Genomic DNA, 26,904 nt, shown 5'->3' on the forward strand with positions numbered 1-26,904 from the left:
GCCGGGCATCGGGCCCGGCGGTTCCGGACGGAAATCTGGCGGCGGCGAAACGCGGTCGCCAGTACGGTCACCACCACATAAGCTCCGGCTGAGACAATTTCCCTGGAGGGTTCTTTGGGCGACCTGATCTCTGTAGTCGTGTCGGGGATGGCGAACGGTTCGGCCTATGCGCTTCTTGCGCTCGGCATCGTCATCATCTTTCGCTCTACCGATACGGTGAACTTTGCCATTGGCGACATGGGCACGGTGTCCGTGTTCGTGGCGCTGTCAGCCATCACGGCCGGCGTTCCGGTAGCGCTGGCCTTCCTGCTCGCCATCGTCGTTGCCGGCGTGCTCGGCACGGTGTCGGAGCGCGTGCTGATCAGGCCGCTCGGCCATGGGCATCATGTTCTGTTCGTCGCGCTGGTGGTCACGATCGGGCTGGGGCTCGTACTGCAGGCTGCCATGGGGGCATTCTGGGGCCATGAGGCGCGTGCCTTCCCGCCGCTGGTCGACGGCTGGATCAACGTGTTCAGCGTCCCGATCTCGCTCAACAAGATAGCGGCGTCCGTGGTCGCGCTGATCGCGATGGGCTTCGTCGCCTGGTTTTTCGGCTACATGCCGTTCGGCATCGCCATGCGCGCCAGCGCGGAGGATCCGCTTGCCGCGCGCATGCTCGGTTTCAAGACGGGGCGGATCGCCACGATCGCCTGGTTCCTTGGCTGCGCACTCGCCGCAATCGCCATGCTGTTCCTGGCGGCCGAATCCTCGCTCAATCCCTATATCGCCCATGCCCCCCTGTTCCGCGCCTTCGCCGGGGTCTTCCTCGGCGGCATGACCAGCATGCCGGGAGCGGTGCTGGGCGGCTTCATCATCGGGGTGCTCGACAACGTGGCCGGCACATACATTTCGGCCAACTACCGCGACACGATCGTGTTCGCCGTGATCGTCGCCGTGCTGTTCATCCGGCCGGCCGGCTTCATGGGGGTGCTGCGCAAGGAGCGTGTGTGATGGCCGGCAAAGCGACTAGGTCGAGCCGGCTCCTGCGCCTCGCTGCGATCTTTCTCGTCGGCATCGCCGCCTGGGCGGCGACCGGCCCGCTGAAGCTCACGGGCGAATACTATACCTTCCTCATCGTCGCGATCAGTTATCTCGCCGTCGTGACGATGGCAGTGTCGATGCTGGCCGGCTTCTGCGGCATCTGGCCGATCGGCCACACCGCCTTCACCGCGATCGGTGCCTATATGGCGGTCAATCTCGGCATCGAAGGCGTGCCGATGGAAGCGATCATCGTCATCTCGATCATCGTCGCCGGTGCAGTCGGATACGTGCTCGGCATGGCGGCGGGCCGTTTCTCCGTCCTTTATTTCGGGCTCTTGACCCTGGCGCTAAGCCTGACGGCCTTCGAACTGATCGGCCACTGGAACCAGTTCACCGGGGGTGAGCAGGGCATCGCTGTGCCGCCCATCCCATCGATCCTTTATCAGGGCAATATCGGGCTGTCCCAGGCTGCCGGCTTCTGCATCATCATCGCCACGCTCGCCTTCTTCGCCGTCGATCTGATAGTCCAGGGTCCGATCGGACGCCGCTGGCTGGCCGTGAAGAGCCAGCGCACCGCCGCGATGGCCGTCGGCTTCGTTCCGCCGCGCGAGAATGCCATCGCCTTCGCCATCAGCGCTGCGCTTGGGGCGGTCTCGGGTGTGTCGATGGCTGTGGCGATGAGCTATCTCGACCCAGAGGCCTTCTCGCTCAATGCCGGCGTGCAGATGCTGGTTTCGACCGTGGTGGGCGGTACCGGTTCGCTGATCGGGGCGGTGTTCGGCGCGGCCTTCATCGTGCTGGTTCCCGAATTCGCCCGCGGCACCAACAATGTCGCCCCCTTCGTCTATGGGATTACCATGGTGGGCGTCCTCCTCTTCCTGCGCCGGGGCGTCGTGCCATCGCTGATCGAGATGATCGCCCCCCGCCAGCGCCGCGGCGACCGGGAGCTCGAACTGTCGATCGGGCAGGCGCACGACCTGGCCGCGCTCGTCGCGGACGTCCTTCCGGTCTCGGGCCTGGCGCTTTCGGTCGATGGCCTGAGCGTGCAGTTCGGCGGCGTGAAGGCCCTGCAGGACGTCTCGCTTGAGGTTCCGTCCGGCAACGTCGTCGGTCTGATCGGCCCGAACGGGTCGGGCAAGACCACCTTGCTTAACGTGCTCTCGGGTTTCTATACCGCCACGACGGTGCGCGGCATCAAGCTCGGGGAGAGCGACCTCCTGGCGCTGTCTCCGTGGCAGCGGATGCAGGCCGGCTTCGGCCGGACCTTCCAACACGCCGAACTCTTCTCCGAACTGACCATCGGCGACATGCTGCGCGTCGTCGCCAGACAGGGGGTGTCGGCGCGGCGCAATGCGGGCGCGAAGCTCGTCGATCCGGACGTGGTCGCCGAGCGCATCATCTCCGGCCTCGGACTTGAGCAGGTCGCCGACAGCTATCCGCGCGAGTTGCCGTTCGGCATCCAAAAAGTCTCCGATATTGCGCGTGCGATAGCCGGTGGCGCCGGGTTCCTCGCCATGGACGAACCGTTCTCCGGCCTCGACACCGAAGAGAGCACCAAGCTGCGTCGGATGCTGCGCGAGCTGAAGGCAGCGGGGCTTACGATCCTGATCATCGATCACGCGGTGCACGAGATCTTTGACTTGGCCGACAACATCGTCGTGCTCGACTTCGGATGCGTCATCGCGCGCGGCAAACCGGAGGACATCCGCAACGATCCGAAGGTGCGCGAAGCCTATTTCGGCCTGACCGAGACAGCGGGCGTTCCCCTCGACAAGGCCGCGCGCGTCGAAGTCCCTGCGGCGCTACCGGTCCTGTCGGCGCAGGACGTACTGCACCGCTACGGCGGCGTGTTGGCGCTCGACAAGGTTTCGGTCGACATCGGCAGGGGCAGTTTCGTCTCCGTCCTCGGGGCGAACGGTGCCGGCAAGTCGACGCTGGCAATGATCCTGTCAGGCTTGATCCATCCCAGTGCCGGCAAGGTCGCCGCCAATGGCGCGCCGCTCAACGGCAGCGCGCGCGAACAGCGCATCAGCCTGGTCCCGGAGGGCCGCCGGCTCTTCGGGCAACTGTCGGTGCGCGAGAACCTGCTGCTGGGCGGCTATGCGGCGGGTGCCTCGCGCGAGGAGATCGCCACCCGCGTGAAGGCCGTGGCCGAGGGCCTGCCGAAGGCGGTGCGCGACGATCTCGGCCGCGCGGCCGCCACGCTGTCGGGCGGAGAGCAGCAGATGCTCGCCATCGGGCGGGCGCTGATGGCCGAGCCGCAGACGCTGATCATCGACGAGCCCTCCATGGGTCTTGCTCCAATCCTGATCAAGCAGGTCTACGAGCAGCTGGCCGAACTGCACGGCAAGGGCGTGACCATCCTGCTGATGGAGCAGATGGCGACGAATGCGGTGCGCCATTCAGACCGCATGATCATTCTCGACCGTGGCCGGGTCGTCTATTCCGGCCCGCCGACGGGTGACGAGGCCAATGCTGCGCTGGTCAGCGGCTACATCGGAAAGGAAGCGCATTGAATACGCGCGAATGCCTGGACTGCGACCTCGTCGTGGTCGGCGGCGGGATGGCGGGCATGACGGCTGCCGCCCGCGCTGCGGGCAAGGGTGCGAAGGTCGTCGTCGTCGAGAAGGCGGCGGACATCGGCGGTTCGGCCGCCTTGTCCGGCGGCTACGTCTGGACCGCCACGTCGCTGGCGCAGATGAACCTGCACGACGATGGGGACCCGCGACTTCACGCCGTGATCATCGAGGAATATCCGGAAGTGCTTGCCTGGATGCGCGCGCGGGGCATCTCCATGCGGCCGCCCCAGAAGGTGCTCTACGGCCGCGGCTGTCAGATCGACATGCAGGATCATCTGCGCAAGGCGGTCACCGAGGTTGAGGCGGCCGGCGGCATCGTCGTGCGCGACACGGGCACGCGCGAAATCCTTCGCGAAAACGGTGGCGTTGCCGGCGTCGTTACCGTCCATGCCGACGGCGAGACCGAACTGCGCGCCGCCAGCGTTCTCATTGCGACCGGCGGATTTCAGGGGGATCCGGAGCTGCGCGCCCGGCACATACACCCGGCCGCGCGGGTCATGGGCCTCCGCTCCAACCTCACGAGCAGCGGAGCCGGCCTGTCGCTTGGCATCGCCGCCGGCGGCGCGTGGGCCGGACCCAATACGGGCTATTACGGCCATCTGGTCGCAACTCCGGTGCCGTTCCGAACCGATTCCGATTTCGTCAAATACACGCAGTACCATTCGATCCACGGCGTGCTGCTCAACTGCGCCGGGAAACGCTTCGTCGACGAAAGCGATGACGACCACGCCAGTTCGCAGCTGACGCTGCGCCAGCCGGGCGCCAGCGCGCTGTTGGTCTGGGATCAGCGCGTGCAGGATGATCATGCGGTCGTGCCGCCCGTCGCGGGCGCGGAGCCGCTCGACCGCTTCCAGATCGCCATCGACGCCGGCGCGCGCGGCGGCAGGGCGGTGACGCTCGAGGAGATCGCCGGCATCGCCGACAGGCTCGGCTTCGACGGCGCGGCCTGCGTCGCGGGGCTCAGCGCCTTCAACCGGCAGATGAGTGCCGAGCCCGAGCGCGCCGTGCCGCCGCGCGAGGCGCACGACCGTCCGCTCGACCGTGCGCCCTACTACGTGCTGGAGGTCGTGTCGGCGATCACCTTCACCTTCGGCGGCCTGCTGGCGGACGCCAAGGCGCGTGTGCTCGATCCGTTCGGCGAGCCGATCGGGGGTCTCTACGTTGCGGGCGCGGATGTCGGCAACGTTTTCCGCCGCGGCTACAGCGGCGGACTGGCACTTGCCTCGACATTCGCATTTCGCGCAATGCGCACGGCCGGGTACTAAGGCGCAAGCCTCCACGCCTCGGCCTTCAGGAGATCGGCGATGATAGAGTTTCAAGGCAAGGTCGCGGTCGTGACCGGTGCGGCCAGCGGTATCGGGCGCGGGCTCGCTCTGCGCTTCGCCCGGGAAGGGATGCGGCTTGTGCTGGCCGACATCGAAAAAGCACCCCTGGAAACACTGGCCGAAAAGCTGCGTGCGGACGGCAACGAGGTCGAGACGCTGGTGACCGACGTCTCCAGCGGCGAGGCGGTGGAAGCGCTCGCGGTCCGCGCCTATGACGCGTTCGGCGCCGCACATGTCGTCTGCAACAATGCCGGCATCGTTCCGGCGGGCCGCTATCGGCCTGTGTGGGAGTTCTCGGTCGAGGACTGGCGGTGGGCAATCGACGTCAACCTGATGGGCGTCGTCCACGGCATCCGCAGCTTCGTGCCGCGCATGCGTGCGGCGGGCGGGTGGGGCCACATCGTCAACACGATCTCGGTGGCCGGGCTCTATGGCGGGGCCGGTTCGCCGGTCTACGGGGCGTCGAAGCACGCCGCGTTGCGGGCGACGGAGGCCCTGTATTCATCGCTGGCGGAGGAGGGCTCGCCCATCGGCGTGACCGCGCTCTGTCCCGGTGTGGTCAGAACCGCTATCGGCACGTCGGAGCGTAATCGCCCGGCCGGCTTACGGCCGAAGAGCGAGCGGTCGGACGAGATCGCGGCGATGCAGGCGGCGTCCGACGCCGTCACCGCCAGAGGGCTCGATCCCGATGCCGTCGCCGCGATGGTCATCGAGGCGATGATCCGTCGGCAGTTCTATCTGGTCACGACAACGGCGTTCGACTGCGCAATCCGCGTCCGCATGGAAGACATGCTGGAGCGCCGAAACCCGACGCCGGTGGATCTGCTGGCGCTTGCCACGGGCGACGTGAATGGCCGGTGACGAGATCATGCCGTGTGGGCGGTTTGGTGGCCGGATCGTGCTCGTGACGGGCGCCGCAAAGGGGATTGGCGCCGCCACAGCGCGCGCTTTCGCAAGCGAGGGCGCGACCGTCGTGCTGTGCGACATCGACGAGGCTGCGTTGAAGGACACCGTCGATGCCCTGGCCGGAAGCGGCCACTGCGGGATACGGCTCGACGTGACCTCCGAGGCGGACTGGATCGCCGCGCTGAGCGAGGTCGAGAGCGCGTTCGGCAAGCTCGACGTGCTGGTGAACAATGCCGGCTGGGGCGAGTTGCGCAGCCTGTTCGACACGAGTTTCGAACAATGGCGCAGGGTGATCGCGATCAACCTCGACAGCGTCTTTCTCGGAACCCGTAACGCCATGCCGCTGCTCGAGAAGTCGGGCAAGGGTTCGATCGTCAACATGTCCTCGATCCGCGGCCTGGTGGCCGGCGTCGGCTCCGGACCCTACAGCGCTGCCAAGGCCGGCGTGCACCTGCTGACGAAAGCGACCGCGATCGAATGCGCGGCAGCCGGCAAGCCGGTGCGGGCCAATTCGATCCATCCCGGCTTCGTTGACACGCCGCTGTCGAAGCAGACCGGCGAGGAGGCGCGCAACGCACGTCGTAGCACCGTGCCGCAGGGGCGGCTGGCCGAGCCGGAGGAAATCGCAGCCGGCATCCTGTTCCTCGCCTCCGATGCCGCAAGCTATGTCAACGGGACTGAACTGGTCATCGACGGCGGCTTCACCGCCGTCTGACCTCAAGTCTTCGTCCTGTGCGCTTGCAGACCATGGCCGGCCTGCAGCGCGGCCAGCTGCTCGGCACCGACGAGAGCGGCGGAGACGTCGCGCCGGGAAAAGAGCCAGCCCCGGACGGGATGCCTGCGGAATTCGGATTGGTACTGGACGAGGAACGGAGGGGCTTCCAGCGGGCCAGGCTCGCGGTCACGCCAGCCGCGGGCGCGGTAGGCGATCGTGTAGCAGAAGCCGGTCGCCCTCCCCTCGTCGAGCGCCTGGACGATGACATTGGTCACCAGATGCCGGCAGACCAGATCCTGCTCGCGCGCCTCGAGCCAGGCGAGAATGCTCTTTGGCCCCTCATAAGCGCGGCCGAGCATGTTGAGCACGGCATCTTCCGTCCACATTGCGAGGAAGCTCTCGTGCTCGTAGGCGTCGAGCAGGTTTGCGTATGAATAGGTCAGCTTCTCGCAGGCGCGCTCGGCCAGCATCCGATTGAGATCGTCCATCGTGTCCTCTCCTGAGGCGATATCAGCGCGGTACGCGATCGCGGCCGACCAGATCGGCTTCGGCCTCGTAGATGCGCTGGAATGCGTCGAGCAACTGGGGGCGGTCGCTGATGAAATCGAGGTCGCGCAGGCCAAGCGGGTCAATGTCGGGTAGAAGCGCGCGCGCCGCGTCGGGCATGTCCTCGATCGGCATCAGTCCGTCCGAGACGATGAAGTCGAAACCGGTTCTTTCGCGCAGGCCGTCGATATCGATCTCAGCTGCGATCTCTTCCAGCGTCCAGGCGCCGGCTTCGTGCGACCAGCGCATCACGCAGAGTTCGGTGAACAGGAGCGAGGGCGTGTCGCGGGTAGCCGCGCAGGTTGAGACGAAATCGACCTTCTCGACCAACTGCCGCGCCGAATGGACCGGCAGGACGAAATGGACCGCACGCGCGTCAGGCAAGCCGCGGGTGCCGCCGAAAGCCACCTTTGGCAGGGATGGATCGCCGAGGCCGGAAAGATTGGCGTTGGCCCGGCCGTCGACCTGCGCCGGCGTGGCGAGGAGCGCATGCGGTTCGGACTGCGTGTCGAACACGCCGGGAAGCGTCACGCGGGCGTGGGGCCTCTTGTTGAACAGCCAGGGGCGGGCATTCAGGGACAGAATGCCTGCCGGGTCGTAGGCGCCGCCATGCCCCCACAGGCTGAGGCGGCAGCCCAGAAGCTGCTGGGCGAGACGCACGCCGAGCGTCGCCGACGAGGAGGCCGTGAATGCGGTCCCTGCCGGAAGGTGCCTGGCGTGACGGGCGATCGTCCAGGACAGGCGGTCGGCGCGGCTCATGGTTCATCTCCCGCACGTTCGAGCCGGGACAAGGCGATGGCCGACAAATCGGCCGCGCTTGCGCCGGCGGCGGATGCTTCGACGTAGCGTCGCATTGTCGGAAAATCGAGCATGTAGTTCGGCAGGCAGCTTCCCGGCAGCGCGCCTCCGGGCGCGAGGACGACCGCGTCGACGACCGCGCCGATCAGGTGCACGTCGCGATGGCGACGTTCAAGTTCCGCGTCGTCGATCAACCGTTCGGCGGATACGACAACCCGTTTCGCCGCCCGCGCGAGGATGGGATCGAGATAGATGTCGCCTTCGGCGATCGCCCAGCCTTCGGGATGGACCGCTTCGGCATGCAGGATGGCGAGATCGAAGGCCGGTGCGCGGACGGCGAAGGCCTGTTCCGTGCCGAAAAGGGCGGGGGCGGGGGCAATATGGGGATTGACCCTGAGCAGGTCGGTCGCCGGATCCAGGGGAACGACTGCATAGGGGGCCTTTTCGGCGGCGGCACGCCAGGCCGCGAGCTGCGTCCACTCCGACCATTCCTCGAAGTCGACGCCGCCGGATTGCCGCGCCGTCCGGAACAGGGGCGCAAGGCCGAAATGGTCGAGCCCGACATGACAAGCGCAGATCCGCGCCACCTTGCCGGCCGCCAGCAGTACTTCGACGTCCAGCCCACCGGCGAAGGTTTCGAGCGTCAGCCCGCGCACCGGCGAGGCGGCGATTTCGCGCACCAGCGCCATCGGCTTGCGATCCAGGCCGAAGCCGCCGAGTCCGATGCACATGCCGTCCCGCAGAAACGGGCGCAGCGCGCTCGAGGCGTCGGTCAGCTTGCCGAGCGCCGCACGGTCTTTTGTCAGGTTGCCGGTGTCGTCCGCCACGCAATGCTCCGGATGGTTTCCTCGCCCACGGTCTCTTTGCGCCTTTGCCGCTGCCGTGTCGAATACTCTTAGGGACAAATCCGTCACTCGTAAAGATAATGCAACCGACTGGACGGTTGAATATTATTCGAATAGGATCGAGGTGCTGCGACGGGAGGACGGAGTGCGCTTTCCACTGACAGACGATGAAGAGGCGTTCCGCGCAAGCGTGAGCGATTTCTGCGCGCGGGCTCTGCCCCGTTCGCTCAAGGAAAGGGTCGAGGCGGGCGTCGATCTCGATCGCGCCGACTATGTCGGCTGGCAGCAGACACTCGCGGCGGGCGGTTTGCTGTGCGGTGCCTGGCCGAAATCCCACGGCGGCAAGGGTTGGAGCGCGCTCCAGTCCTATCTCTTCGACGAGGAATGCTCGCTGGCCGGGGCGCCCTGGCTGCTACCCTTCGGCGTCAACTATCTCGGGCCGGTGCTGTGCGAATTCGGCAATGAGGAGCAGAAGCGGCGCTACCTTCCCGGTATCCTCGACGCCAGCACCTTCTGGTGCCAGGGCTATTCCGAACCCGATGCGGGCTCCGATCTCGCCTCCCTGAAGACCCGCGCGGTGCGCGACGGCGACCACTATGTCGTCAACGGGCGCAAGATCTGGACGACGATGGCGCATTGGGCCGACCGTATCTTCTGCCTCGTGCGCACGCGGGCCGAAGGCAAGCCTCAGGCGGGTATCTCCTTCCTGCTGATCGACATGAAGGCGCCGGGCGTCACCGTGCGGCCAATCGTGTCGATGGAGGGACGCCATCACCTGAACGAAGTCATTTTCGAGGAGGTGCGCGTGCCTGTCGCGGACCGCGTCGGCGAGGAGAATGCCGGCTGGACAATCGCGAAATTCCTGCTCGGCAACGAGCGGTTGCTGGTGGCCGAGATCGGCAAGCAGAAACGCACGCTGCGGCTGATCCGCGAGGGGCTCGACCATCTGCGCGAAAGCGGTGCGCCGCTGTCCGGCAGGACCTGGGTGCGCGAGCGACTGGCCGAACTCGAAGCGCGGCTGATGGCGCTGGAGTGGACGGCGCTGCGCATCGTGCGCACCGCCGACGGCGGCCCGACGCCGGCTTCCGTCAGTATGCTGAAGATACGCGGCTCCGAACTGGAACAGGCATTGACCGAATTTGCGATGGACGTGCTGGGCCCCGCCGGCCCGCGCTACGACCCGCATATGAAGGCGGGGGACGCCGACCCGGCGGAGGTGAGACGCAACGGGGTGGTCGCGCGGCTGCTCGCGGCACGGGCGGCTACCATCTATGGCGGCTCTAACGAGGTCCAGCGCGGCATCATTGGCCGCAGCCTGCTGGGAGTATGACGACGTGCAGGGTCTGATCTCGAGCGAACAGGACATTTTCGGCGGGTCGGTCAAGCGCTTCGCCGAGCAGGAATATGGTATCGGCCCGTCGCCGCACCGGCTGGCATTCGACCGTGCGCGGCTGCGCCGGCTGGGCGAACTCGGCGTCCTGTCGCTCGCCATTCCGGAGGAAATGGGGGGCATCGGAGGAGCGGTCGAGGCGATGGTCGCACTGGCGGCGCTGGCTCCGTCCCTTGCGCCCGAACCGATCGTTGCAAGTTCGATTCACGCCGCGGCACTCATCGCCGAAGCGGCTCCTTCCGACTTAGCGGCGCCCCTGCTGCAACGCATTGCCGAGGGACAAGCCGTCGCTGCCGTCGCTGACTTGGAAGCTGCGGCGCGCTACGATCGGGCGGCAATCACGATGACGGCCGTCGCCAAAGACGGCTCCTACCTGCTGGACGGCGTCAAGCCGATGGTGCCGTTCGGGGCCGAGGCGGATGTGCTTGTCGTCAGCGCCATCGTCGACGGCGAACCGGCCCTGTTTCTTGTCGATCCGAGGAGCGATGGGGTCACGCGATCGCCACGGCCGCGGATCGACGCTATGCCGGCGGTCGACATCGTGCTGTCGGGTTGTGCAGTGCCCTCTGCGTCGCGTCTGCAGAACGCTCCCGTGCTCCCTGCGCTGGAACGCGCCGCCGACCTCGCCACGGCGGCGCAGATTGCCGAGATGGTCGGCCTGATGGATGCCCTGATCGCCGCGACCGTCGACTATGCCCGCACCCGCAAACAGTTCGGCGTGGCGATCGGCAGCTTCCAGGCGATCCAGCACCGCATGGCCGATATGTGGATCGCCTGCGAGGAGGCCCGCTCGCTGGCAGCGGCGGCGGCGCTGGCCTGCGCTTCAGGCGAACCAGGGCGTGCGCGCACGGTGTCGGCGGCCATGATCACTGCCTGCGACGCGGCGCATCGGGTCGGCAACGAAGCGATCCAGATACACGGCGGCATCGGCATGACCGACGAGTTGGTCGTGAGCCACTGGTACAGGCGCCTGTGGGCGCTGCGCCAGGAGGGCGGCGACCGCCACAGGCACCTCGAGCGACTGGCGAACTGAGGATCTATCGGCGACCAAAGGCAGGACGCCGCCCCTCGCGGAAGGCGGCGACCGCCTCGCGATGGTCGGGCAGCATGCTGGAGGCGACCTCATAGCCGAGTGAAGCTTCGAGGACGGAATCGGCGAGCTGCCTGAGACCGATGTTGACCGACATCTTCGTCCAGCGGATCGCGTGCTGCGCGCCACGGAGAAGCTTATCCGCGAAGCGGGCCACTTCCTCGTCGAGCTTGTCGGACGGCACGACGATGTTGACGAGGCCGATCGCCTCCGCCCGCTCGGCGCCGATCAGGTCGCCGGTCATGAGAAACTGCTTGGCGCGGGAATAGCCGACGAGTTGAGGCCAGATTACCGCGCCGCCATCGCCGGCCACCAGTCCGACGCGGACGTGCGGGTCGCCGATGCGTGCATTCCTGTCGGCGATCACCACGTCGCAGAACAGGGCAAGGGTCGCACCGAGGCCGATCGCGTCGCCGTTCATCCGGCAGATGATGGGCTTGTCGAGATCGAGCAGCGAATGGATGATCCGCCGGCCCTCTATGCCGATGCCGGCCATGCCGCCCGGCGTGTCGAGCAGTGTCTGCATCCAGTTGATGTCGCCTCCGGCGCAGAAGGCCTTGCCGGCGCCGGTCAGCACCACGACATCGGTCTCGTCGTCCTGGCCGACATCGATGAAAATGGTCGACAACTCGGCATGCATCCTGGCGGTGACTGCGTTGAGCGCTGCGGGATTGCTCAGTGTCAGGGTCAGCTTGCGCCCTTCGCGGCTCACTTCGATGGCCTCGTATCGGTCGTAGTTCATGATCCCTCCCGGTCATGTTCCGCCGGCGGGTGGCCGACCTGTTCAGGTGAGTGTCAGGCCGCCGTCGATGACGAGCGTCTGGCCAGTCACGTAGCTTGCGCCATCCGAGGCCAGGAAGGCCACCGCGGCGGCGAGCTCGCTCGGATCGCCCAGCCGCTTCATCGGAATGTCGGTGCGCATCTGCTCCACGATGTCGTCCGGCACGGTCAACGTCAGACCCGAGCGCATCTGGCCCGGCGCGATGGCGTTAACGCGTATGCCGCGGTGCGCCCATTGCGCGGCGAGGTCCCGCGTCAGGTGGATGAGCGCCGCCTTTGTCGTCGTGTAGGGCACGATCTGGGCCCGCTCGGGCGTGAATGATGTCAGTCCCCCGGTCGAGGCGACAAAGATGATCGCGCCCTTGCCCTGCTGGATCATCAGCCTGGCTGCCTCGCGGGCCGCGATGAAGGCGCCGGTCAGGTTCACGTCGACGATTTTGTTCCAGCCGGAGAGCGGAATCGTCTCGGGTGCGCCGGACCATGAGGCGCCGGCATTGTTGACCAGGATGTCCAGCCGTCCGAAGCGCTCCTGCACCGCCGCGACCGCGGCCTTGACCTGCGCTTCGTCGGAGATGTCGCAGGCGAGCGCGACGGTCTCGACTCCGAACGTCGCCGCGATGTCGTCCGCCAGAGCCTGGCACTGGTTCAGTTTGCGGGCCGCCAGGACGATGCTGGCACCCTGGTCCGCAAGCGCCGCCGCCATCGCGCGGGCAAGTTCTCCGTGTCCGCCAAGGATGAGCGCCGTGCGCCCCTTCAGCGAGGCAAGGCCCGCCAAGAAGCCGGGCCTGAATTCGTCACCGTCCGCCATTGCCGTTCCTCGAAAAAGCGGCCCCGCGCAGATATGGCGCGGGGCCTACGGGAGGAAGGGTTCTACCTGCCGATCCACGTCGGCTGACGCTTCTCCAGGAACGCGCTCACGCCTTCCTTGGCGTCCGCCGACTGGTGGACGACGTTGCAGGTCATGGTCTCGAGCGTAATCAGCGATTCCGTATCGGCGTCGAGGCCGCGGTTGATCGCTTCCTTGGTCATCCACATGCAGAACGGGCTCTTGTCGATCAGCGGTTCGCAGAACTTCTCGATCAGCGCGTCGAATTGATCCGGCTCCGAAACATCGTTGACCAGGCCCCATTCGATCGCCTCGGTTCCGCTGAGCAGCTTGCCGGTCAGCATCAGCTCCTTGGACTTGCGCAGACCGATATAGCGCGGCAGGCGATAGATCGGGCCGGCGCCGCCGAACAGCGCACGGCGAATATGGAAATCGCCGATGCGCGCCGTGGTGGTGGCAAGTGCGAAATCGCACGAGATCATAAGCTCGAATCCGCCGGCGACGGCGTAGCCCTCGACCGCGGCGATGGTCGGCTTCTTCATGTTGAAGAAGTGATTGTAAGTGCGGGCCGACTGCTGCGCGAGATCGAGCGAGTCGACGGTGGTGTGCAGGGCGGGGCCGACCAGCTGGCCCAGGTCGGCACCAGCGCAAAAGGTGTTGCCGCGTCCGCGGAAGACGACGACCCTGACGCTCTTGTCCGCTTCGGCCCGGCGGCCGAACTCGCCAAGCAGGTCGAGCACGCGGGGGCTCACGCAATTCTTCACATGCGGGCGGTTGATCCAGATCGTGGCGACAGGACCTTTCACCTCATACTGGACGACATCCTCGGTAACAATCTGGTTCATTTTCCTCTCCTGTGCGTTCCTTGGCGCCTGCTTCGAGGGTCCGAATTAGGCGGAGTTATATGATCGACTGACTAGTCGGTCTATGAATGCCGACAAAGAGACTGGTTGTCAAGTGCGCAGGACGGCAATGATACGTACGGAGACACGCCCGGATTAATTCGACTTTCTGGACGGTTTATAATTTCCCTGTTATCTGTCGGGGTGAAAAGAAGGGAAGGCAGTGTCGGTGAACGATTCAAGCCAAGATCGGGACGGGACGATGATGACCGAAAAGCCGGCGCCGCGAAAACGTGGGCCCAAGGTCGACATCGAACTCACCCGCCAGAGGCGGAGCGACATCGTGCGCGAAGCAGCGCATCTTTTCGACCGGGTCGGCTATCACGGCGTCAACATGGAGATGATCGCGGAAGCGGCCGGCCTGAAGAAGCCGACACTCTACCACTATGTCACGGGCAAGGACGAGATCCTGTTCAACATGCAGGAGTCCATGATCGTGCGCATGCGCGAGAACATGGCCGAACGCGTGCGCGAGGGGCAGGACTGCCTGGCGATCCTGCGGGGCGTTTACGAGGACATATTCACCCAGATGCGGGACTCCCCGGGCACGGTGCGCTCGTTCTTCGAGCATCAGCGCGAAATGAGCGAGGAACAGCAGGCCAAGATCCGCAAGGAAAGGCAGGACTATACCGCACTCGTGATGAAGGTCCTGTCCGATGGAATGGACGCCGGTGTGCTTGTTCGCGGTGATGTGCGGCTGACCGCCCTGTGCTTCTTCGGCATCTGCAACTGGGCTTACCAGTGGTATCGGCCGTCGCGGGACCCCGATCCGGAACTCGTGGCGAGGCAGTGCTTCGAGATCTTCGCGCGCGGCATCGCGGTGCAGCGCTAGTGTTCAGGCGCTAACAAATGATTCCCTTCGGGCCGCAAATCAGTCAGTGTGCGGCCATGAGGAACGACATCTGCATTTACGTGAGCCCGGCGGACCGGGCTCGGCTCGAGCGGCTTGTGGCGAATCGCAACACGTCGCGCAAGGCGGCCTGGCGGGCCGAGATCGTGCTGGCGACGGCGGACGGGCTCGGCACGATGGCGATCATGCGGCGCACGGGGAAGTCGAAGCCCGCCGTGTGGCGCTGGCAAGAGCGTTACATCGAGGCCGGCGTCGACGGGCTGTTGCGCGACAAGACGCGGCCGGCGCGCAAGAAGCCGCTCTCGGTGGAGGTGAAGCTCGCCGTGCTGACCAAGACGGCGCAGGAGCGGCCGCCGGGCGGCGGCACGCACTGGAGCGCGCGGACGATGGCCAGGACGGTCGGCATCAGCCACAGGAGCGTGCAGCGCATCTGGGCGGAGGCGGGCTTGAAGCCGCACCTGGTGACCACGTTCAAGCTGTCGAATGATCCGAAGTTCGCCGAAAAGGTGACCGACGTCGTCGGCCTCTATCTCAACCCGCCGGACAAGGCGCTGGTGTTCTGCGTGGACGAGAAGAGCCAGATCCAGGCGCTCGACCGCACCCAGCCCGGCCTGCCGATGAAGAAAGGCCGCGCCGGCACGATGACCCACGACTACAAGCGCCACGGCACGACCACGCTGTTCGCCGCGCTCGACGTGAAGACTGGCGCGGTGATCGGAGAATGCCAGCCCAAGCATCGGGCCAAGGAGTTCATCCGTTTCCTCAGAACCATCGACCGCAACACACCGAAGTCCTTGGACGTGCACCTGATCGTCGACAACTACTCCACCCACAAGACCCAGGCGGTGAAGGACTGGCTCGCCAAGCATCCGCGCTTCAAGCTGCACTTCATCCCCACGTCGTCGTCCTGGCTCAACCAGGTGGAGCGCTTCTTCGCCGAGATCACGAGGAAGCGCATCCGGCGCGGCGTCTTCACGAGCGTCGCCCAGCTCGAGACCGCTATCTGCGACTATCTCGACGCGCACAACGCCGACCCGAAGCCCTTCGTGTGGACCAAGAGCGCCGATGTCATCCTCGCCAAAGTCCACCGCGCCCGCGCTACTCTTGACGCCGCCAAGAGCAGGAACCAAGCGTTGGAGTCGGAACACTAGCATGCTGCTCAAGGACAAGATCGTACTCGTGACAGGCGCCTCGGGCGCCCTGGGCAGCGCGATCGTGGCGGCGGTGCGGGAACAGGGTGGGACGCCGTTCGCCACCGATCTCAAACCGGACGGCTCGATCGACGCCGCGCACGACGTCACGTCCGAAGCCAGCTGGAGCGAGGTATGCGCTGAGATCGACAGGCGGCACGGCCGGCTCGACGGACTCGTCAACAATGCCGGCATCATTCATGTCGGCAATGTCGAGACGACGGACCTTGCCGCGTTCCGCAATGTGATGTCGGTCAATGTCGACGGCCTGTTTCTCGGCTGCAAGCTGGCCTGGCCGCTCCTGCGCAAGAGCACCGCCGCGTCGATCGTCAATGTCAGTTCGACGGGCGGGCTGGTCGGAAGTGCCGACCACATCGCCTACACGGCGTCGAAGGGTGCCGTCAGGATCCTGTCCAAATCGGTCGCCTTGCACGGAGCCCGCTTCGACCCGGTGATCCGGTGCAACTCGCTTCACCCCAGCCTGATGGCCGGCAACATGGCCGACACGATCGTTGCAGACATCAGAAACCCGGCCCTGACGGCGGAGAGCGTCGCGGCGGCCCGCAACCCCATGCGCCGGCTGGCGCTGACGTCAGAAGTGGCGGGCGCGGCGGTCTTCCTGCTGTCTTCACTGTCCGGTTTCGTCACCGGTAGTGAGCTGGTCAGCGACGGCGGACTGACGGCCATCTGACATAAATTATAAACAACCGACTAGACGGTTGCCTTTTTATTGCGTAGGAATCTCCCCGATCATTGGTTGCGATTACGGGGGAGGCCCAGTCGATGTTCGAGTTCTCCGAACGGTCCCTAGACCTGCAAAGGCGCGTCAAGGCGTTTATGGAGGAGCACGTCTATCCGGCCGAGAGCGTCTACAAGGCGCAGCAGGCGGAACTCGCGGACCGCTGGGACAGTCCCGCCATCATGGACGAGCTCAAGCGGCGCGCGAAGGAAGAAGGGTTGTGGAACCTGTTCCTGCCGGAGAGCCATGACGGCGCCGGCCTGACCAACCTGGAATATGCGCCGCTGTGCGAGATCATGGGGCGTTCCTACATCGGCCCGGAGGTCTTCAACTGCTCGGCGCCTGACACCGGCAACATGGAAGTGCTGGAGCGCTACGGCACGGACGAGCACAAGGAGCGGTGGCTCAAGCCGCTGCTGGACGGCGAGATTCGTTCCGCCTTCTCGATGACCGAGCCCGCCGTCGCGTCTTCCGACGCCACGAACATCAGCCTTTCCTGCGTTCGCGATGGCGATCACTACGTGCTCAACGGGCGCAAGTGGTGGACGTCCGGCGCCGGCGACAACCGCACCAAGATCCTCATCGTCATGTGCAAGTCCAACCCGGACGCCGCGCGCCACCAGCAGCATTCCGTGATCCTGGTGCCGAAGGACACTCCGGGCGTGCGCCTGATCCGCTCGCTGAAAGTGTTCGGATACGAGCACATTCCCTGCGGCCATTTCGAGATCGAGTACAAGGACGTGCGGGTGCCTGTCGGGAACATGCTGCTCGGCGAGGGACGGGGCTTCGAAATCGCGCAGGGCCGTCTCGGCCCCGGCCGCATCCACCACTGCATGCGGATGATCGGCGTGGCCGAGCGGGGACTCGAATCAATGATCGCCCGCGCCCGCCAGCGTGTCGCCTTCGGCAAGCCGCTGGCGGACCAGGGAATGGTGCGCGAGGCGATCGGCCTGTCGCGCATCGAGATCGACCAGGTGCGTCTGCTCACGCTGCACGCGGCGAACATGATGGACAAGGTTGGCAACAAGGCCGCCCGCAGCGAGATCGCCCAGATCAAGGTCGCGGCGCCGAACATGGCCTTCCGCGTGCTCGACCGCGCGATACAGGTGCATGGCGCCGCCGGCGTCAGCGAGGATTTCGGTCTCGCCGACGCGTGGACGTTTGCCCGCGCGGTCCGGCTGACCGACGGTCCGGACGAGGTGCATCTCGCCGCGATCGCCAAAATGGAACTCGGGCGTGACCTTCCGGCAAAGCCGTGGTGAACGGGCGGCACGCAAGATGAGCCTCGCCGACGAAACGACTCCAATCCGCAGCGGCCATGAGTTCGAGGTCGCGCGTCTGCTCGACTACCTGGCGCCGCACATTCCCCAACAGCAGGGCGCAGCGAGCGTCACACAGTTTCGCGGCGGCCAGTCGAATCCGACCTTCCTGATCCAGTCGGATGACCGCGTCTGGGTGCTGCGCAAGAAGCCGCCGGGCGTGCTGCTGCCATCGGCGCACCAGGTCGAGCGCGAGTACCAGGTGATGAAGGCGCTGGCCGGAACGGACGTTCCCGTGCCGCGCATGATCGTCCTGTGCGAGGACGCGTCCGTCATAGGCACACCCTTCTACGTGATGGAAGGCATCGAAGGCCGGGTGATCCGCGACCTGACGCTGCCCGGTCTGTCGCCGGGCCAACGCCGCGCCGTCTACGACGTCCAGGCCGAGACCCTGGCCAGACTGCACACGGTCGACTGGCGGGCCGTCGGCCTCGAGGGCTTCGGCAAACCGACCGGTTACGTCTCCCGCCAGGTCGCGCGCTGGACCAAGCAGTACGAGGTGACGCGGACCCACGAGATCGCCTCGATGGACAAGGTGATGCCGTGGCTCGCCCGCAACATCCCCGAAGGCGACGAGGCGGCGATCGCGCATGGCGACTTCCGGCTGGAGAACATGATCCTGCACCCAACCGAGCCCAAGGTGCTGGCAGTGCTCGACTGGGAACTGGCGACGATCGGCCACCCGCTGCCCGACCTAGCCTACAATTGCCTGCCGTACCGCGTCGATCCGGATTTCCCCGGTATCGGCGGCCTGCGCGACCTGGACTATGTGGCGACGGGCATCCCGAGCGAAGCCGACTATGTCGCCACCTATTGTGCCGCGGCTGGGCGCAAGGGCATCGACCATTGGCACTACTATCTGGCCTTCTCGCTGTTTCGCACGGCGGCCATCCTGCAGGGCGTCTACAGCAGGGCGCTTCAGGGGACCGCCTCGAACGCCAATGCGCTCGAGGTCGGCAAGCTCGCCGCGCAGGCGGCGGACATGGCCTGGGAACAGACCCGTCTCGACGGGCGCAACTAAGGGACTTGAATCATGCCAGCCGCCGTCATCGTATCCACCGCCCGCACTCCTATCGGCCGCGCCTATCGCGGAGCCTTCAACGCTACCTCAGCGCCCTCGCTTGCGGCGCATGCGATCGGCCATGCAATCCAACGCGCGGGGATAGCGCCGGACGAGGTGGAGGACGTCGTCCTCGGCTGTGCGCAGCAGCAGGGTACCAGCGGCTTCAACGTCGCCCGGCAGGCATTGATCCGGGCGGGATGGCCGGTCCAGGTGGCCGGTACGACCGTCGATCGCCAGTGCGGGTCGGGGCTGCAGGCGATCGCAAACGCCGCGCGTGCCATTGCGCTCGACGGCGTTCCCATCGCGGTCGCCGGCGGCGTGGAATCGATCAGCCTGGTGCAGAACGAGCACTACAATCTCTTCCGCTGGAATGATGAGGACATCCTGCGCGACAAGCCCGCGCTCTACATGCAAATGATCGACACCGCCGAGACCGTCGCGGCGCGCTACGGGATCTCGCGCGAACGACAGGACGCCTACAGCCTCGCCAGCCAGAAGCGCACGGCCGATGCGCAGGCGGCTGGCCGTTTCGACGCCGAGATTGTCCCGATGCAGGCGACGATGTCGGTCGCCGACAAGGCGACAGGAGCCGTGAGCCAGCGCGAGACCGTTCTGTCGAAGGATGAAGGCAACCGCCCTGACACCACGGCCGAGAGCCTTGCCGGGCTCAAGACGGTGCGCCAGGACGGCACCATCACGGCGGGCAATGCCAGCCAGCTGTCGGACGGCGCCAGCGCCTGCGTGCTGATGAGCGAGGCGGAGGCGGAGCGCCGCGGCGCCGAGCCGCTCGGCGTCTTCCGCGGTCTGGCGGTCGCCGGCTGCGAGCCGGACGAGATGGGCATCGGGCCGGTCTTCGCCGTACCGCGCCTGCTCGAACGGCATGGCCTGACGATCGATGACATCGGCATCTGGGAGCTGAACGAGGCGTTTGCGGTGCAGGTCCTCTACTGTCGCGACCGGCTCGGCATTCCCGACGAACTGCTCAATGTCGACGGCGGCGCGATCTCGATCGGCCATCCGTACGGCATGAGCGGCGCCCGGATGGCGGGTCATGTGCTGATCGAAGGCAAGCGCCGCGGGGCGCGCTACGGCGTCGTCACCATGTGCATCGGCGGCGGAATGGGGGCTGCCGGTCTGTTCGAGATATTGTAGCGAGAGGCGCAGCGATGACCACGCAGGCCGACACGACCGAACTCTCAGGCGAGCCCGACTGGTACGCGGAGGGCTCATGGCGTTCCGAACCATTGTGGGCGAGCTTTGTCTCCGCCGCGCAGGGGCCGGGCCGAGCCGCCACGGTGCGGGAAGGCGACCATGTCCTGACATTGCCCGAACTCCTGGCGCGTGCGCAGCGCATAGCCGGAGGCCTTGCTGCGGCAGGCGTCCGGCCGGGTGCCGCCGTCATCGTCCAAGCGCGCAATTCGATCGATGCCTTTGCCTCGCTGCTTGCCTGCTATTCCCAAGGCTTCGTCTCGATTCCGCTGCCGCCGATGTTCTCGCCCGCGCAGATCTGCGCCGTGGCCGACAGCGCTGCGGCGGAGGCGCTGATCCTGCTTGAGGACAACACCGGCCCGACGATCACGCACGTGCTCGCCAATTCGCCAACGGTGAAAGCGGCCTTCGTCGTGGATGCCGATAGCGCGGGCGATCATGCCAAAGTTCGTCCGTGGACGAACTGTCTCGCCGCTGCGCCCCTGGCCGCAAATCCGCCGTCGCCCGACGCGGACGCGATCGTGCTCTACTCCTCGGGTTCGACCGGGGCGCCGAAGGGCGTCGTCCACAGCGGGAATTCGCTGCGCTTCGCGGCCGAGGCACTGGCCAGGTTCCACAAGGTCGGCCCTTCGGACCGGGTGCTCGTCGCCCTGGAGTTCGGCTTCGTCGGCGGCACCGTGCTGGGCGCGATGCTGGCCTTCCTCGCCGGGGCTTCCACCGTGCTCATGCGCAAATGGGATGTCGAAACCTGCCTCTCCATCATCGAGCGCGAACGCATCACCTACACGCTGCTGATGCCGACACACTGCTACGACGCGCTGATCCGGGACGACCTCGACAGCTTCGATCTCAGCTCGCTCAGCCGCGCGATCCTGGCGGGCGCAAGCGCCGATCAGCGGCGCAAGGCGGCAGGCCTGTTCTGCGGCGTGCCGCTCCCGATGTACGGCATGTCGGAATCGATGGGACATTGCACGTGCGCACCCGGCGACGCCGACTCCGGCCTGTTCGGCTCGGACGGCCGCACGCTGCCGGGAACCGAGATGAAAGTGCTCGACGAACATGGCCGGCCGGTTGGGCCGGGCGAGGTCGGCAACGTCTTCCTGCGGGGGCCCAACCGCCTGCGGCGATATCAGGCGCGACCCGATCTCACGGCGCGGGCAATCGATCCGGAGGGCTGGTTCGCGACCGGCGACCGCGGCCGGCTCGACGGGGGCGGCTTCCTGACCTTCGTCGCGCGCGCGTCCGAGATGATCCGGCGCGGTGGCATCATGATCCAGCCGGCGGAGATCGAACTGGCGCTGGGCACGCATCCGGCGATCGCGGAACTCTCCGTCGTCGGCGTCCCGGACGACCGGCTGGGCGAGCGGGTCTGCGCCTGCGCGCGGCTGAAGCCCGGCCATGCGCTCGATCTAGAGGAAATTCGCGCGCATCTGCAGAGAGCTGGCCTGCCACGCTATCAGTGGCCGGAGTTCCTGCTGCTGTTCGAAGCTTTCCCGCGCACGCCGTCGCTAAAAGTGCGCCGTGCCGACCTAGCCGCCGAGGCGCGGTCCCGCCTTGTGGCCGAGAAAGACTGACCGATGAATATCGCGGCCGTGCGATCTGCGACGCACGTCAGGCTTGCCGCGAGGCCTCTGGGTCAGCCGAGGCGCGAGGATTTTCATATCGCCACAGCCCCTATCGCTATTCCAAACGAGGGCGAGATCCTTGTGGAGACGACCTATCTTTCGCTCGATCCGGCGTTGCGGCCTCGCATGAACGAGGTCTCGGCCTACGCCGGGGCCGTTCCGCTCAACGCCACTATCCCGTCGCCGGCCTTGGGTGTGGTGCTGGAATCGCGCAGTCCGCTGCACCGGCCCGGCGACCATGTGTTCGGCATGTTCGGCTGGCAGAGCCATGCCACCGTGCAGGGTTCGGAGGCGCGGCGCATCGATCCGGAACGCGCGGCGCTGCCGCGGTGGCTGAGTCTGCTCGGTCTATCATCCTTCACCGCCTATGTCGGCCTGGTCGAACTGGGCCGCCCAAAGCCGGGCGAGACAGTGGTGGTTTCGGCCGCGGCCGGCGCGACCGGGGCCGCGGTTGGCCAGATCGCAAAGATCCTGGGCGCTCGTGCGGTCGGTATAGCCGGGGGAGCCGCAAAATGTCGCGCCGTCGTCGATGCCTATGGTTTCGATGCATGCGTCGACTACAAGGCGGCGGATTTCCTGGAGCAGCTCGATGCCGCATGTCCTGACGGGGTAGATGTCGGCTTCGAGAATGTGGGCGGCGACATCCTGCGCGCCGTCTACGACCGCATGAATCAGGACGGGCGCGTGATCGTCTGCGGTCTGGTCTCGGAATACAGCCGCGACGACGGCTTCCTGCCTGGTCCCAGCCTCTGGCCCGCCGTCTACAAATCGCTGCGGATCGAAGGCTTCCGGGCTTCCCGCTATTTCGACCGGATTCCGGAGTTCGTGTGCAAGGCGCTGGAATGGTCGCAAGCTGGCCTGTTCACGCACTGCGAACATATCACCGAGGGGATCGAGAACGCTCCCCAAGCCTTCATCGACATGTTGGCCGGGCGCCATTTCGGCAAGGCGATGGTCAAGATCTGAGTCACATATCTCACGGCTTCGAGAGTTCGTTGTTTGGCAAGAGCAAACGCAGGGTCGCGTGCGAGAAGAAGGTCAGGCAAGGCAGAGAAGCCCTGCGGCCGCGTCTGGATGCCACAAACCCCCATGGCCCACGATGGGCCGCGCGCGGTCGAACAAGCCCTCGAAGTCCTTCGTCTTCCAGGTGGCTATCCGCGAGGATCGACGATCCCAAGCAGCGTCCCATAGGCGCGATGGGTGGGTTTTACCACAACCGCGGGCACTCGCCGCACAAGGGGGTATGAGCTGCTGAGGATTGACGGGCACGAGTGAGGTATCAGTGCCCATTTCTGGTCTGAAATGGCGGAGCGGGAGGGATTCGAACTGGACTTACGTCGAAAAGCTAGGCCGCTAACCGCGGAACAGCCACCTCAACCAATCGCAGGAATCGGGTGTTGCGAGTCCCCGCAACCAAACCGATCGCAAACGGCCCGCCTTCCCGGCGGGCCGTTTGCGTTTGAACTGGTCGATAGGTGTTCCTGCGGTAAGCCTACGGTGGCGCGCTCGCGGAACGTCGCACCATCGTCCCGTCGACGGTTTCGCAGCGGATTGGAATCGCGGAAAAGGTGTAGCGCACCCGGTCCCGATCGGACGGGAAGCATGGCACGGCAAGGCACAGGTCCTGCCTGCGACGCTGCCCGCCAAGCGCTTATGGCGCCGGCCGCGTGAACAGCATACGGAACAACTCCTCCGAACGCCGCAGGCCTTCGTCGGTCAGAACCACCGACTTCGCCTTGTTTGCCGGATTCATGATCAACCCCTTCTCGTACAAGCGATCCAGGACGTCCCAATCCAGCCCCCTCCAGGCGCGCCTGTCATCATGCAACGTCAACCAAAGCAGACCCAGGGCCGCATCATCGATTCTGTCGTTGTCGATCTCCATGCAAACCCTCTACGCGAAAAGCGGTGCCGCCCGCAGCCCTCGCCGGATGTTCGCCCAAATCCTGGCAACTCGGCAGCGCAGAATATTCCAGCAGCCCAGGCCATACCAGCGGTCGATGAAATCGGCCGCCGGAGGCGACGAAGGTGCGTTCGCGCCCCTTTGGCTCGAAAGCCGGGCAGGCAGGATGGGCCACATGTCCCGGAACGAGCGCTGAGCATCATCCGGGCGCGGCCGGATAGGCCAAGCCTGGTCCTGGACGCGGCATGTCAGCTCAGCGTCCTCGCGTCATCCCTGTCGATCAACTGTTTTCTGCCGCTGCATGGTAAGCCGCCAGCAGGTTGCCCCAGCCGCGTTCGGACTCGAAGACTTCGCGCGCCGTCCCGGCCTCCTCGCCCATGTTTTCGAGGAGCCGGTGCTCGAGGTCGACCCGAGTGCTCTCGCCGCCGAGCGCGGTGAAGCGAACATCGACCTCCGTCAACAGATTGGGATCGAACTGCCAGTTCATGCCGATCCGCCAGGCAAGAAGCACCCGCGTCGGAGGCTCCCATGCCAGCACCTCGCCCCACTGGCACTCGCTGCCGTCCTCGCCGATCTCATACCAGCGCCCGCCGGTCCTCTGCTCCATGATCGCGTTCTTGATCGGCGACTTTCCGATCGAATGCGTGGCCGGCCACCATCGGCCGAACCCTGCGGTGAACACATCGAAGGCGCGCGCGATCGGCGCGTCGACCGTCACGGATTTCTTCACAGGCGCCGGCTTGATCACGACAGTCATGGCTTCTCCTCCTGAGTCAGGTTGATTTCCCGTTGGAAGGCTTCCAGGGCATCGCCCCACATGCGGTCGATCCATGCACGCATCAGCCCAAGTCCATGCGGGTCGAGGTGATAGATATTGCTGGCCCCGCGCGCCTCGGCCCGAACGAGGGTGGCTTCCCGGAGCACCTTGAGGTGCTGCGAGACTGCCGGCTGCGACACCGGCAGCAGGTGGGTCAGTTCCGCGACCGAACGCGGTCTCTCTGCGAGCAGTTCAAAAACCCTGCGCCTTGTGGGGTCGGCCAGCGCCACCATGCCTGCATAATCATAATTCATAGCTTATGATAAGCACATACTTATTATGTGCGCAAGGCGTATATGAGAGTCCTGATATATGTATGGTTCCCGCGCGGAAATATACCGAGCCAGGGGATTGATATATCAGAACCGGGCCGCATATCCTCGCCCGACGCGGGGCGCTTCCGCCCTATCGCGGCTTCCTTCCCTGCTCGACTCTTTTGCGATCTTTTGGCCGCCACGGCCTCGAAGGGACGCGTCATGTCGAGCGCCGCGCACCTCCTGGAAATCATCGAGGACCGGTACGAGAGGCGGTCCACCATCGTCACCAGCCAGGTGCCCGTCGATCACTGGTACGACATGATCGACATCCGACCATTGCCGATGCCATTCTCGACCGCCTCGTGCACAACGCTTACCGCATCGAACTCAGCGGCGAGGGCATGCGAAAGCGGCGCTCCGCGACCACTGCGGAAACGACCCTGGCTTGACCGCGAACTGCGTTCCGGCCAAAACTCCAAACGGCCCATAGGCACGCCGACTGTCCGGCTTCAGATCGGAATCACCGTCCAGCATCACTGGAATACGCGCTCAGCCCAAGGCTTTCTATTTCCAGTCAGTGGACAGCGTCCAAGCCGATCAAAGGAAGCAGAAGGAGCGGTGGAGCCGGGCACCCGCCGGAATGGCCAATGAGCCGTGATCGCGCGCCCCGCGCAGGCTGGGCCGCTCGTCCGTTCTGACCGCGCCGCGCACCTGCCCCGGTCCGTCAGGCCTTGACGACCGCCGGAAAGGCATCGGGCCAGTAGTGGGAGTCCGGCAGCTGCCTCGCCCCGAACACCGCCTGGCCCACACGCACGGTCGTCGCGCCCTCCTCGATGGCAATCTCGAAATCCCCGGACATGCCCATGGAGAGTTCGGCGAGCGCCCCACTCTGCGGCGCGTCCTGCCGGGCCCGGTCGCGGACGGCGCGCAGCACACGAAAACAGCGGCGCACCTCATCCAAGTCAGGCGTGAAGCGCGCCAGCGTCATGAAGCCGTGTGGGCGAAGCGCGTCGAAGCGGGCGAGATCGGAAAGGAAGCCCGGTACCTCTTCCGGCGCGAGGCCGTATTTGCTGGCCTCGCCGGACGTGTTCACCTGAACCAGAACGTCGAGCCCGCGGCCGAGATGCTGCAGGCGCTTCTCCAGCGCCACGGCGAGCGACAGCCGGTCGAGCGACTGTACCTCGTCGGAAAAACGCAGCACGTCCTTGACCTTGTTGCTCTGCAGATGGCCGATCATGCTCCAGCGGACGCGCTCGCCGGCGAGCGCTTCGGCCTTGCCCCATCCTTCCTGGACCTTGTTCTCGCCGAGATCCCGCTGGCCGGCGGCAATCGCTTCGCGCACCCGCTCGGGCGGCACGGTCTTGGTCACGAGGACCAGCCGCACCGCGTCGGGAGTGCGGCCTGAGCGCGCCGCCGCATCGCCGATCCGGCCACGCAGCCTGGTCAGATTGTCGGCAATGCTGCTCATGGCTTTATTTCCGTCGTCCTTCCGCATCGCCCGTTTCAGGCATCCAGCCCTTCGAGCCATTCCGTGAACATGGCGCGCGCCGCCTTGCGCAGCGCGGGACCGAAACGGGCCGCATCGGCGCGGATGGTGCGTGGGTCGATGCCTGATGCCGCAAGCTCGGCCGCGTGGCCGATCAGCCAGCGCTCCAGGCCCGTGCAAGCCTGCGCCTCGGCATGGAACTGCAGGGCAAGTACGTTTGGGCCCAGCGCGAAGGCCTGGTTCGCACAGGCAGCCGTCGCCGCGAGATGAGACGCTCCGTCGGGGATGGCGAAGGCATCGCCGTGCCAGTGCAGCACCGCGGTGCCTTCGAGATGCCGAAGCGGACCGGCGCTACCCGCCGCCGTCAGGGCAAGCTCCGAAAAGCCGATTTCCTTGAGGCTGGTGGGCGCCACCCGGGCGCCGAGCGCCGCGGCGATCAGCTGGGCGCCCAGGCAGATGCCGAAGGTCGGGCGTCCGGCGGCGAGCCGCATTGCCAGCATGTCCTTCTCGAGGTCGAGGAAAGGATAGGCGTCGGCGTCATAGACCCCGACCGGGCCGCCAAGCACCACGAGCAGGTCCGGCCTCAGCGGATCGATGGCCGACAGATCGACCACGCCGACGTCGTGATAAAGAAGCTTGTAGCCTGCCCCGGCCAGGACCGCCTCAAGCGTGCCGAGATCCTCGAAATGGACGTGCCTGATCGCTACCGCCGTCTTCATCGCTC

General features: G+C 66.0%; 26 protein-coding genes and 1 pseudogene. 16 read left to right on the forward strand and 11 right to left on the reverse strand.

The window, feature by feature from the left end; genetic code table 11:
- Positions 1-114: 114 nt before the first annotated feature.
- Genes JN280_RS06600 through JN280_RS06620 form a run of 5 tightly spaced genes read left to right on the forward strand, consistent with a single transcriptional unit; the run spans position 115 to position 6,545 of the window.
- A complete protein-coding gene (locus JN280_RS06600) occupies positions 115-990 on the forward strand; it encodes a branched-chain amino acid ABC transporter permease (RefSeq protein ID WP_202310904.1) in 876 nt (291 codons plus the stop codon).
- The gene (locus tag JN280_RS06605) at positions 990-3,536 is read left to right on the forward strand and encodes a branched-chain amino acid ABC transporter ATP-binding protein/permease (RefSeq protein ID WP_202310906.1); all 2,547 of its coding nucleotides are present in this window, start codon (positions 990-992) and stop codon (positions 3,534-3,536) included. The genes JN280_RS06600 and JN280_RS06605 overlap by 1 nt, the downstream gene beginning before the upstream one ends.
- A complete protein-coding gene (locus tag JN280_RS06610; RefSeq protein WP_202310908.1) occupies positions 3,533-4,864 on the forward strand; it encodes an FAD-dependent oxidoreductase in 1,332 nt (443 codons plus the stop codon). Before JN280_RS06605 ends, JN280_RS06610 begins: the two co-directional genes overlap by 4 nt.
- 39 nt (positions 4,865-4,903) lie before the next feature.
- A complete protein-coding gene (locus JN280_RS06615; protein WP_202310910.1) occupies positions 4,904-5,785 on the forward strand; it encodes an SDR family NAD(P)-dependent oxidoreductase in 882 nt (293 codons plus the stop codon).
- Complete coding sequence (locus JN280_RS06620) at positions 5,775-6,545, forward strand: SDR family NAD(P)-dependent oxidoreductase (RefSeq protein WP_202310911.1); 771 nt, start codon at positions 5,775-5,777, stop codon at positions 6,543-6,545. The genes JN280_RS06615 and JN280_RS06620 overlap by 11 nt, the downstream gene beginning before the upstream one ends.
- A 2-nt stretch (positions 6,546-6,547) precedes the next feature.
- Here the strand turns inward: JN280_RS06620 and JN280_RS06625 are convergent, their stop codons facing one another.
- Genes JN280_RS06625 through JN280_RS06635 form a run of 3 tightly spaced genes read right to left on the reverse strand, consistent with a single transcriptional unit; the run spans position 6,548 to position 8,716 of the window.
- Complete coding sequence (locus JN280_RS06625; protein WP_202310912.1) at positions 6,548-7,033, reverse strand: nuclear transport factor 2 family protein; 486 nt, start codon at positions 7,031-7,033, stop codon at positions 6,548-6,550.
- A 22-nt stretch (positions 7,034-7,055) separates the two neighbouring features.
- Positions 7,056-7,850 (reverse strand): hypothetical protein, encoded by a 795-nt coding sequence (locus JN280_RS06630; RefSeq protein WP_202310913.1) that lies wholly within the window; start codon positions 7,848-7,850, stop codon positions 7,056-7,058.
- Complete coding sequence (locus JN280_RS06635) at positions 7,847-8,716, reverse strand: CoA transferase subunit A (RefSeq protein WP_202310914.1); 870 nt, start codon at positions 8,714-8,716, stop codon at positions 7,847-7,849. Before JN280_RS06635 ends, JN280_RS06630 begins: the two co-directional genes overlap by 4 nt.
- 163 nt (positions 8,717-8,879) lie before the next feature.
- On the opposite strand from JN280_RS06635, the gene JN280_RS06640 reads away from it, so the two are divergent.
- Positions 8,880-10,064 carry an acyl-CoA dehydrogenase family protein gene (locus JN280_RS06640; RefSeq protein WP_202310915.1) on the forward strand — a complete coding sequence of 395 codons (1,185 nt, stop codon included), beginning with the start codon at positions 8,880-8,882 and terminating at the stop codon, positions 10,062-10,064.
- 4 nt (positions 10,065-10,068) lie between these two features.
- Positions 10,069-11,157 (forward strand): acyl-CoA dehydrogenase family protein, encoded by a 1,089-nt coding sequence (locus JN280_RS06645; RefSeq protein ID WP_202310916.1) that lies wholly within the window; start codon positions 10,069-10,071, stop codon positions 11,155-11,157.
- Positions 11,158-11,161: 4 nt separating this feature from the next.
- Here the strand turns inward: JN280_RS06645 and JN280_RS06650 are convergent, their stop codons facing one another.
- From JN280_RS06650 to JN280_RS06660, 3 genes are all read right to left on the reverse strand, one after another.
- Complete coding sequence (locus JN280_RS06650) at positions 11,162-11,956, reverse strand: enoyl-CoA hydratase/isomerase family protein (RefSeq protein ID WP_202310918.1); 795 nt, start codon at positions 11,954-11,956, stop codon at positions 11,162-11,164.
- Positions 11,957-11,998: 42 nt separating this feature from the next.
- Entirely contained in the window at positions 11,999-12,802 is an 804-nt protein-coding gene (locus JN280_RS06655; RefSeq protein WP_202310920.1) for a glucose 1-dehydrogenase, read from the reverse strand.
- A 62-nt stretch (positions 12,803-12,864) separates the two neighbouring features.
- The gene (locus tag JN280_RS06660; protein WP_202310922.1) at positions 12,865-13,665 is read right to left on the reverse strand and encodes an enoyl-CoA hydratase/isomerase family protein; all 801 of its coding nucleotides are present in this window, start codon (positions 13,663-13,665) and stop codon (positions 12,865-12,867) included.
- A 259-nt stretch (positions 13,666-13,924) separates the two neighbouring features.
- Between JN280_RS06660 and JN280_RS06665 the strand changes: the two genes are divergently transcribed.
- From JN280_RS06665 to JN280_RS06700, 8 genes are all read left to right on the forward strand, one after another.
- Positions 13,925-14,554 (forward strand): TetR/AcrR family transcriptional regulator, encoded by a 630-nt coding sequence (locus JN280_RS06665; RefSeq protein ID WP_202310924.1) that lies wholly within the window; start codon positions 13,925-13,927, stop codon positions 14,552-14,554.
- A gap of 56 nt (positions 14,555-14,610) precedes the next feature.
- Entirely contained in the window at positions 14,611-15,723 is a 1,113-nt protein-coding gene (locus tag JN280_RS06670) for an IS630 family transposase (RefSeq protein ID WP_202310926.1), read from the forward strand.
- A gap of 1 nt (position 15,724) precedes the next feature.
- Positions 15,725-16,453, forward strand: a complete 729-nt coding sequence (locus tag JN280_RS06675) for an SDR family oxidoreductase (RefSeq protein WP_202310928.1) — start codon at positions 15,725-15,727, stop codon at positions 16,451-16,453.
- Positions 16,454-16,545: 92 nt separating this feature from the next.
- Positions 16,546-17,763, forward strand: coding sequence for an acyl-CoA dehydrogenase family protein (locus JN280_RS06680; RefSeq protein ID WP_202310930.1), 1,218 nt, complete (start codon positions 16,546-16,548; stop codon positions 17,761-17,763).
- 16 nt (positions 17,764-17,779) lie between these two features.
- On the forward strand, positions 17,780-18,841 hold the full coding sequence (locus JN280_RS06685; protein WP_202310932.1) for a phosphotransferase: 1,062 nt from the start codon (positions 17,780-17,782) through the stop codon (positions 18,839-18,841).
- A 12-nt stretch (positions 18,842-18,853) separates the two neighbouring features.
- Positions 18,854-20,035: an acetyl-CoA C-acyltransferase gene (locus JN280_RS06690; protein ID WP_202310934.1), complete on the forward strand. Its 1,182-nt coding sequence runs from the start codon at positions 18,854-18,856 to the stop codon at positions 20,033-20,035.
- 14 nt (positions 20,036-20,049) lie between these two features.
- On the forward strand, positions 20,050-21,666 hold the full coding sequence (locus tag JN280_RS06695) for a class I adenylate-forming enzyme family protein (RefSeq protein WP_202310936.1): 1,617 nt from the start codon (positions 20,050-20,052) through the stop codon (positions 21,664-21,666).
- Between the two features lie 3 nt (positions 21,667-21,669).
- Complete coding sequence (locus JN280_RS06700) at positions 21,670-22,683, forward strand: NADP-dependent oxidoreductase (protein WP_202310938.1); 1,014 nt, start codon at positions 21,670-21,672, stop codon at positions 22,681-22,683.
- A gap of 685 nt (positions 22,684-23,368) precedes the next feature.
- Here JN280_RS06700 and JN280_RS06705 read toward each other — a convergent pair.
- The 3 genes from JN280_RS06705 to JN280_RS06715 form a co-directional block, all read right to left on the reverse strand.
- Complete coding sequence (locus JN280_RS06705) at positions 23,369-23,602, reverse strand: DUF6429 family protein (protein WP_202310939.1); 234 nt, start codon at positions 23,600-23,602, stop codon at positions 23,369-23,371.
- 298 nt (positions 23,603-23,900) lie between these two features.
- On the reverse strand, positions 23,901-24,377 hold the full coding sequence (locus JN280_RS06710) for an SRPBCC family protein (RefSeq protein WP_202310940.1): 477 nt from the start codon (positions 24,375-24,377) through the stop codon (positions 23,901-23,903).
- On the reverse strand, positions 24,374-24,691 hold the full coding sequence (locus JN280_RS06715) for an ArsR/SmtB family transcription factor (protein WP_202310941.1): 318 nt from the start codon (positions 24,689-24,691) through the stop codon (positions 24,374-24,376). The genes JN280_RS06710 and JN280_RS06715 overlap by 4 nt, the downstream gene beginning before the upstream one ends.
- 240 nt (positions 24,692-24,931) lie before the next feature.
- Between JN280_RS06715 and JN280_RS06720 the strand changes: the two are divergent.
- Positions 24,932-25,143: pseudogene (locus JN280_RS06720) on the forward strand (ATP-binding protein); the annotation flags it as partial.
- Positions 25,144-25,418: 275 nt separating this feature from the next.
- Here the strand turns inward: JN280_RS06720 and JN280_RS06725 are convergent.
- Positions 25,419-26,162 carry a YggS family pyridoxal phosphate-dependent enzyme gene (locus tag JN280_RS06725; protein WP_244743055.1) on the reverse strand — a complete coding sequence of 248 codons (744 nt, stop codon included), beginning with the start codon at positions 26,160-26,162 and terminating at the stop codon, positions 25,419-25,421.
- A gap of 35 nt (positions 26,163-26,197) precedes the next feature.
- Positions 26,198-26,899 carry a glutamine amidotransferase gene (locus JN280_RS06730; RefSeq protein ID WP_202310943.1) on the reverse strand — a complete coding sequence of 234 codons (702 nt, stop codon included), beginning with the start codon at positions 26,897-26,899 and terminating at the stop codon, positions 26,198-26,200.
- Positions 26,900-26,904 lie beyond the last annotated feature (5 nt).

It is taken from the genome of Mesorhizobium sp. L-8-10 (assembly GCF_016756635.1).
Lineage (GTDB): Bacteria > Pseudomonadota > Alphaproteobacteria > Rhizobiales > Rhizobiaceae.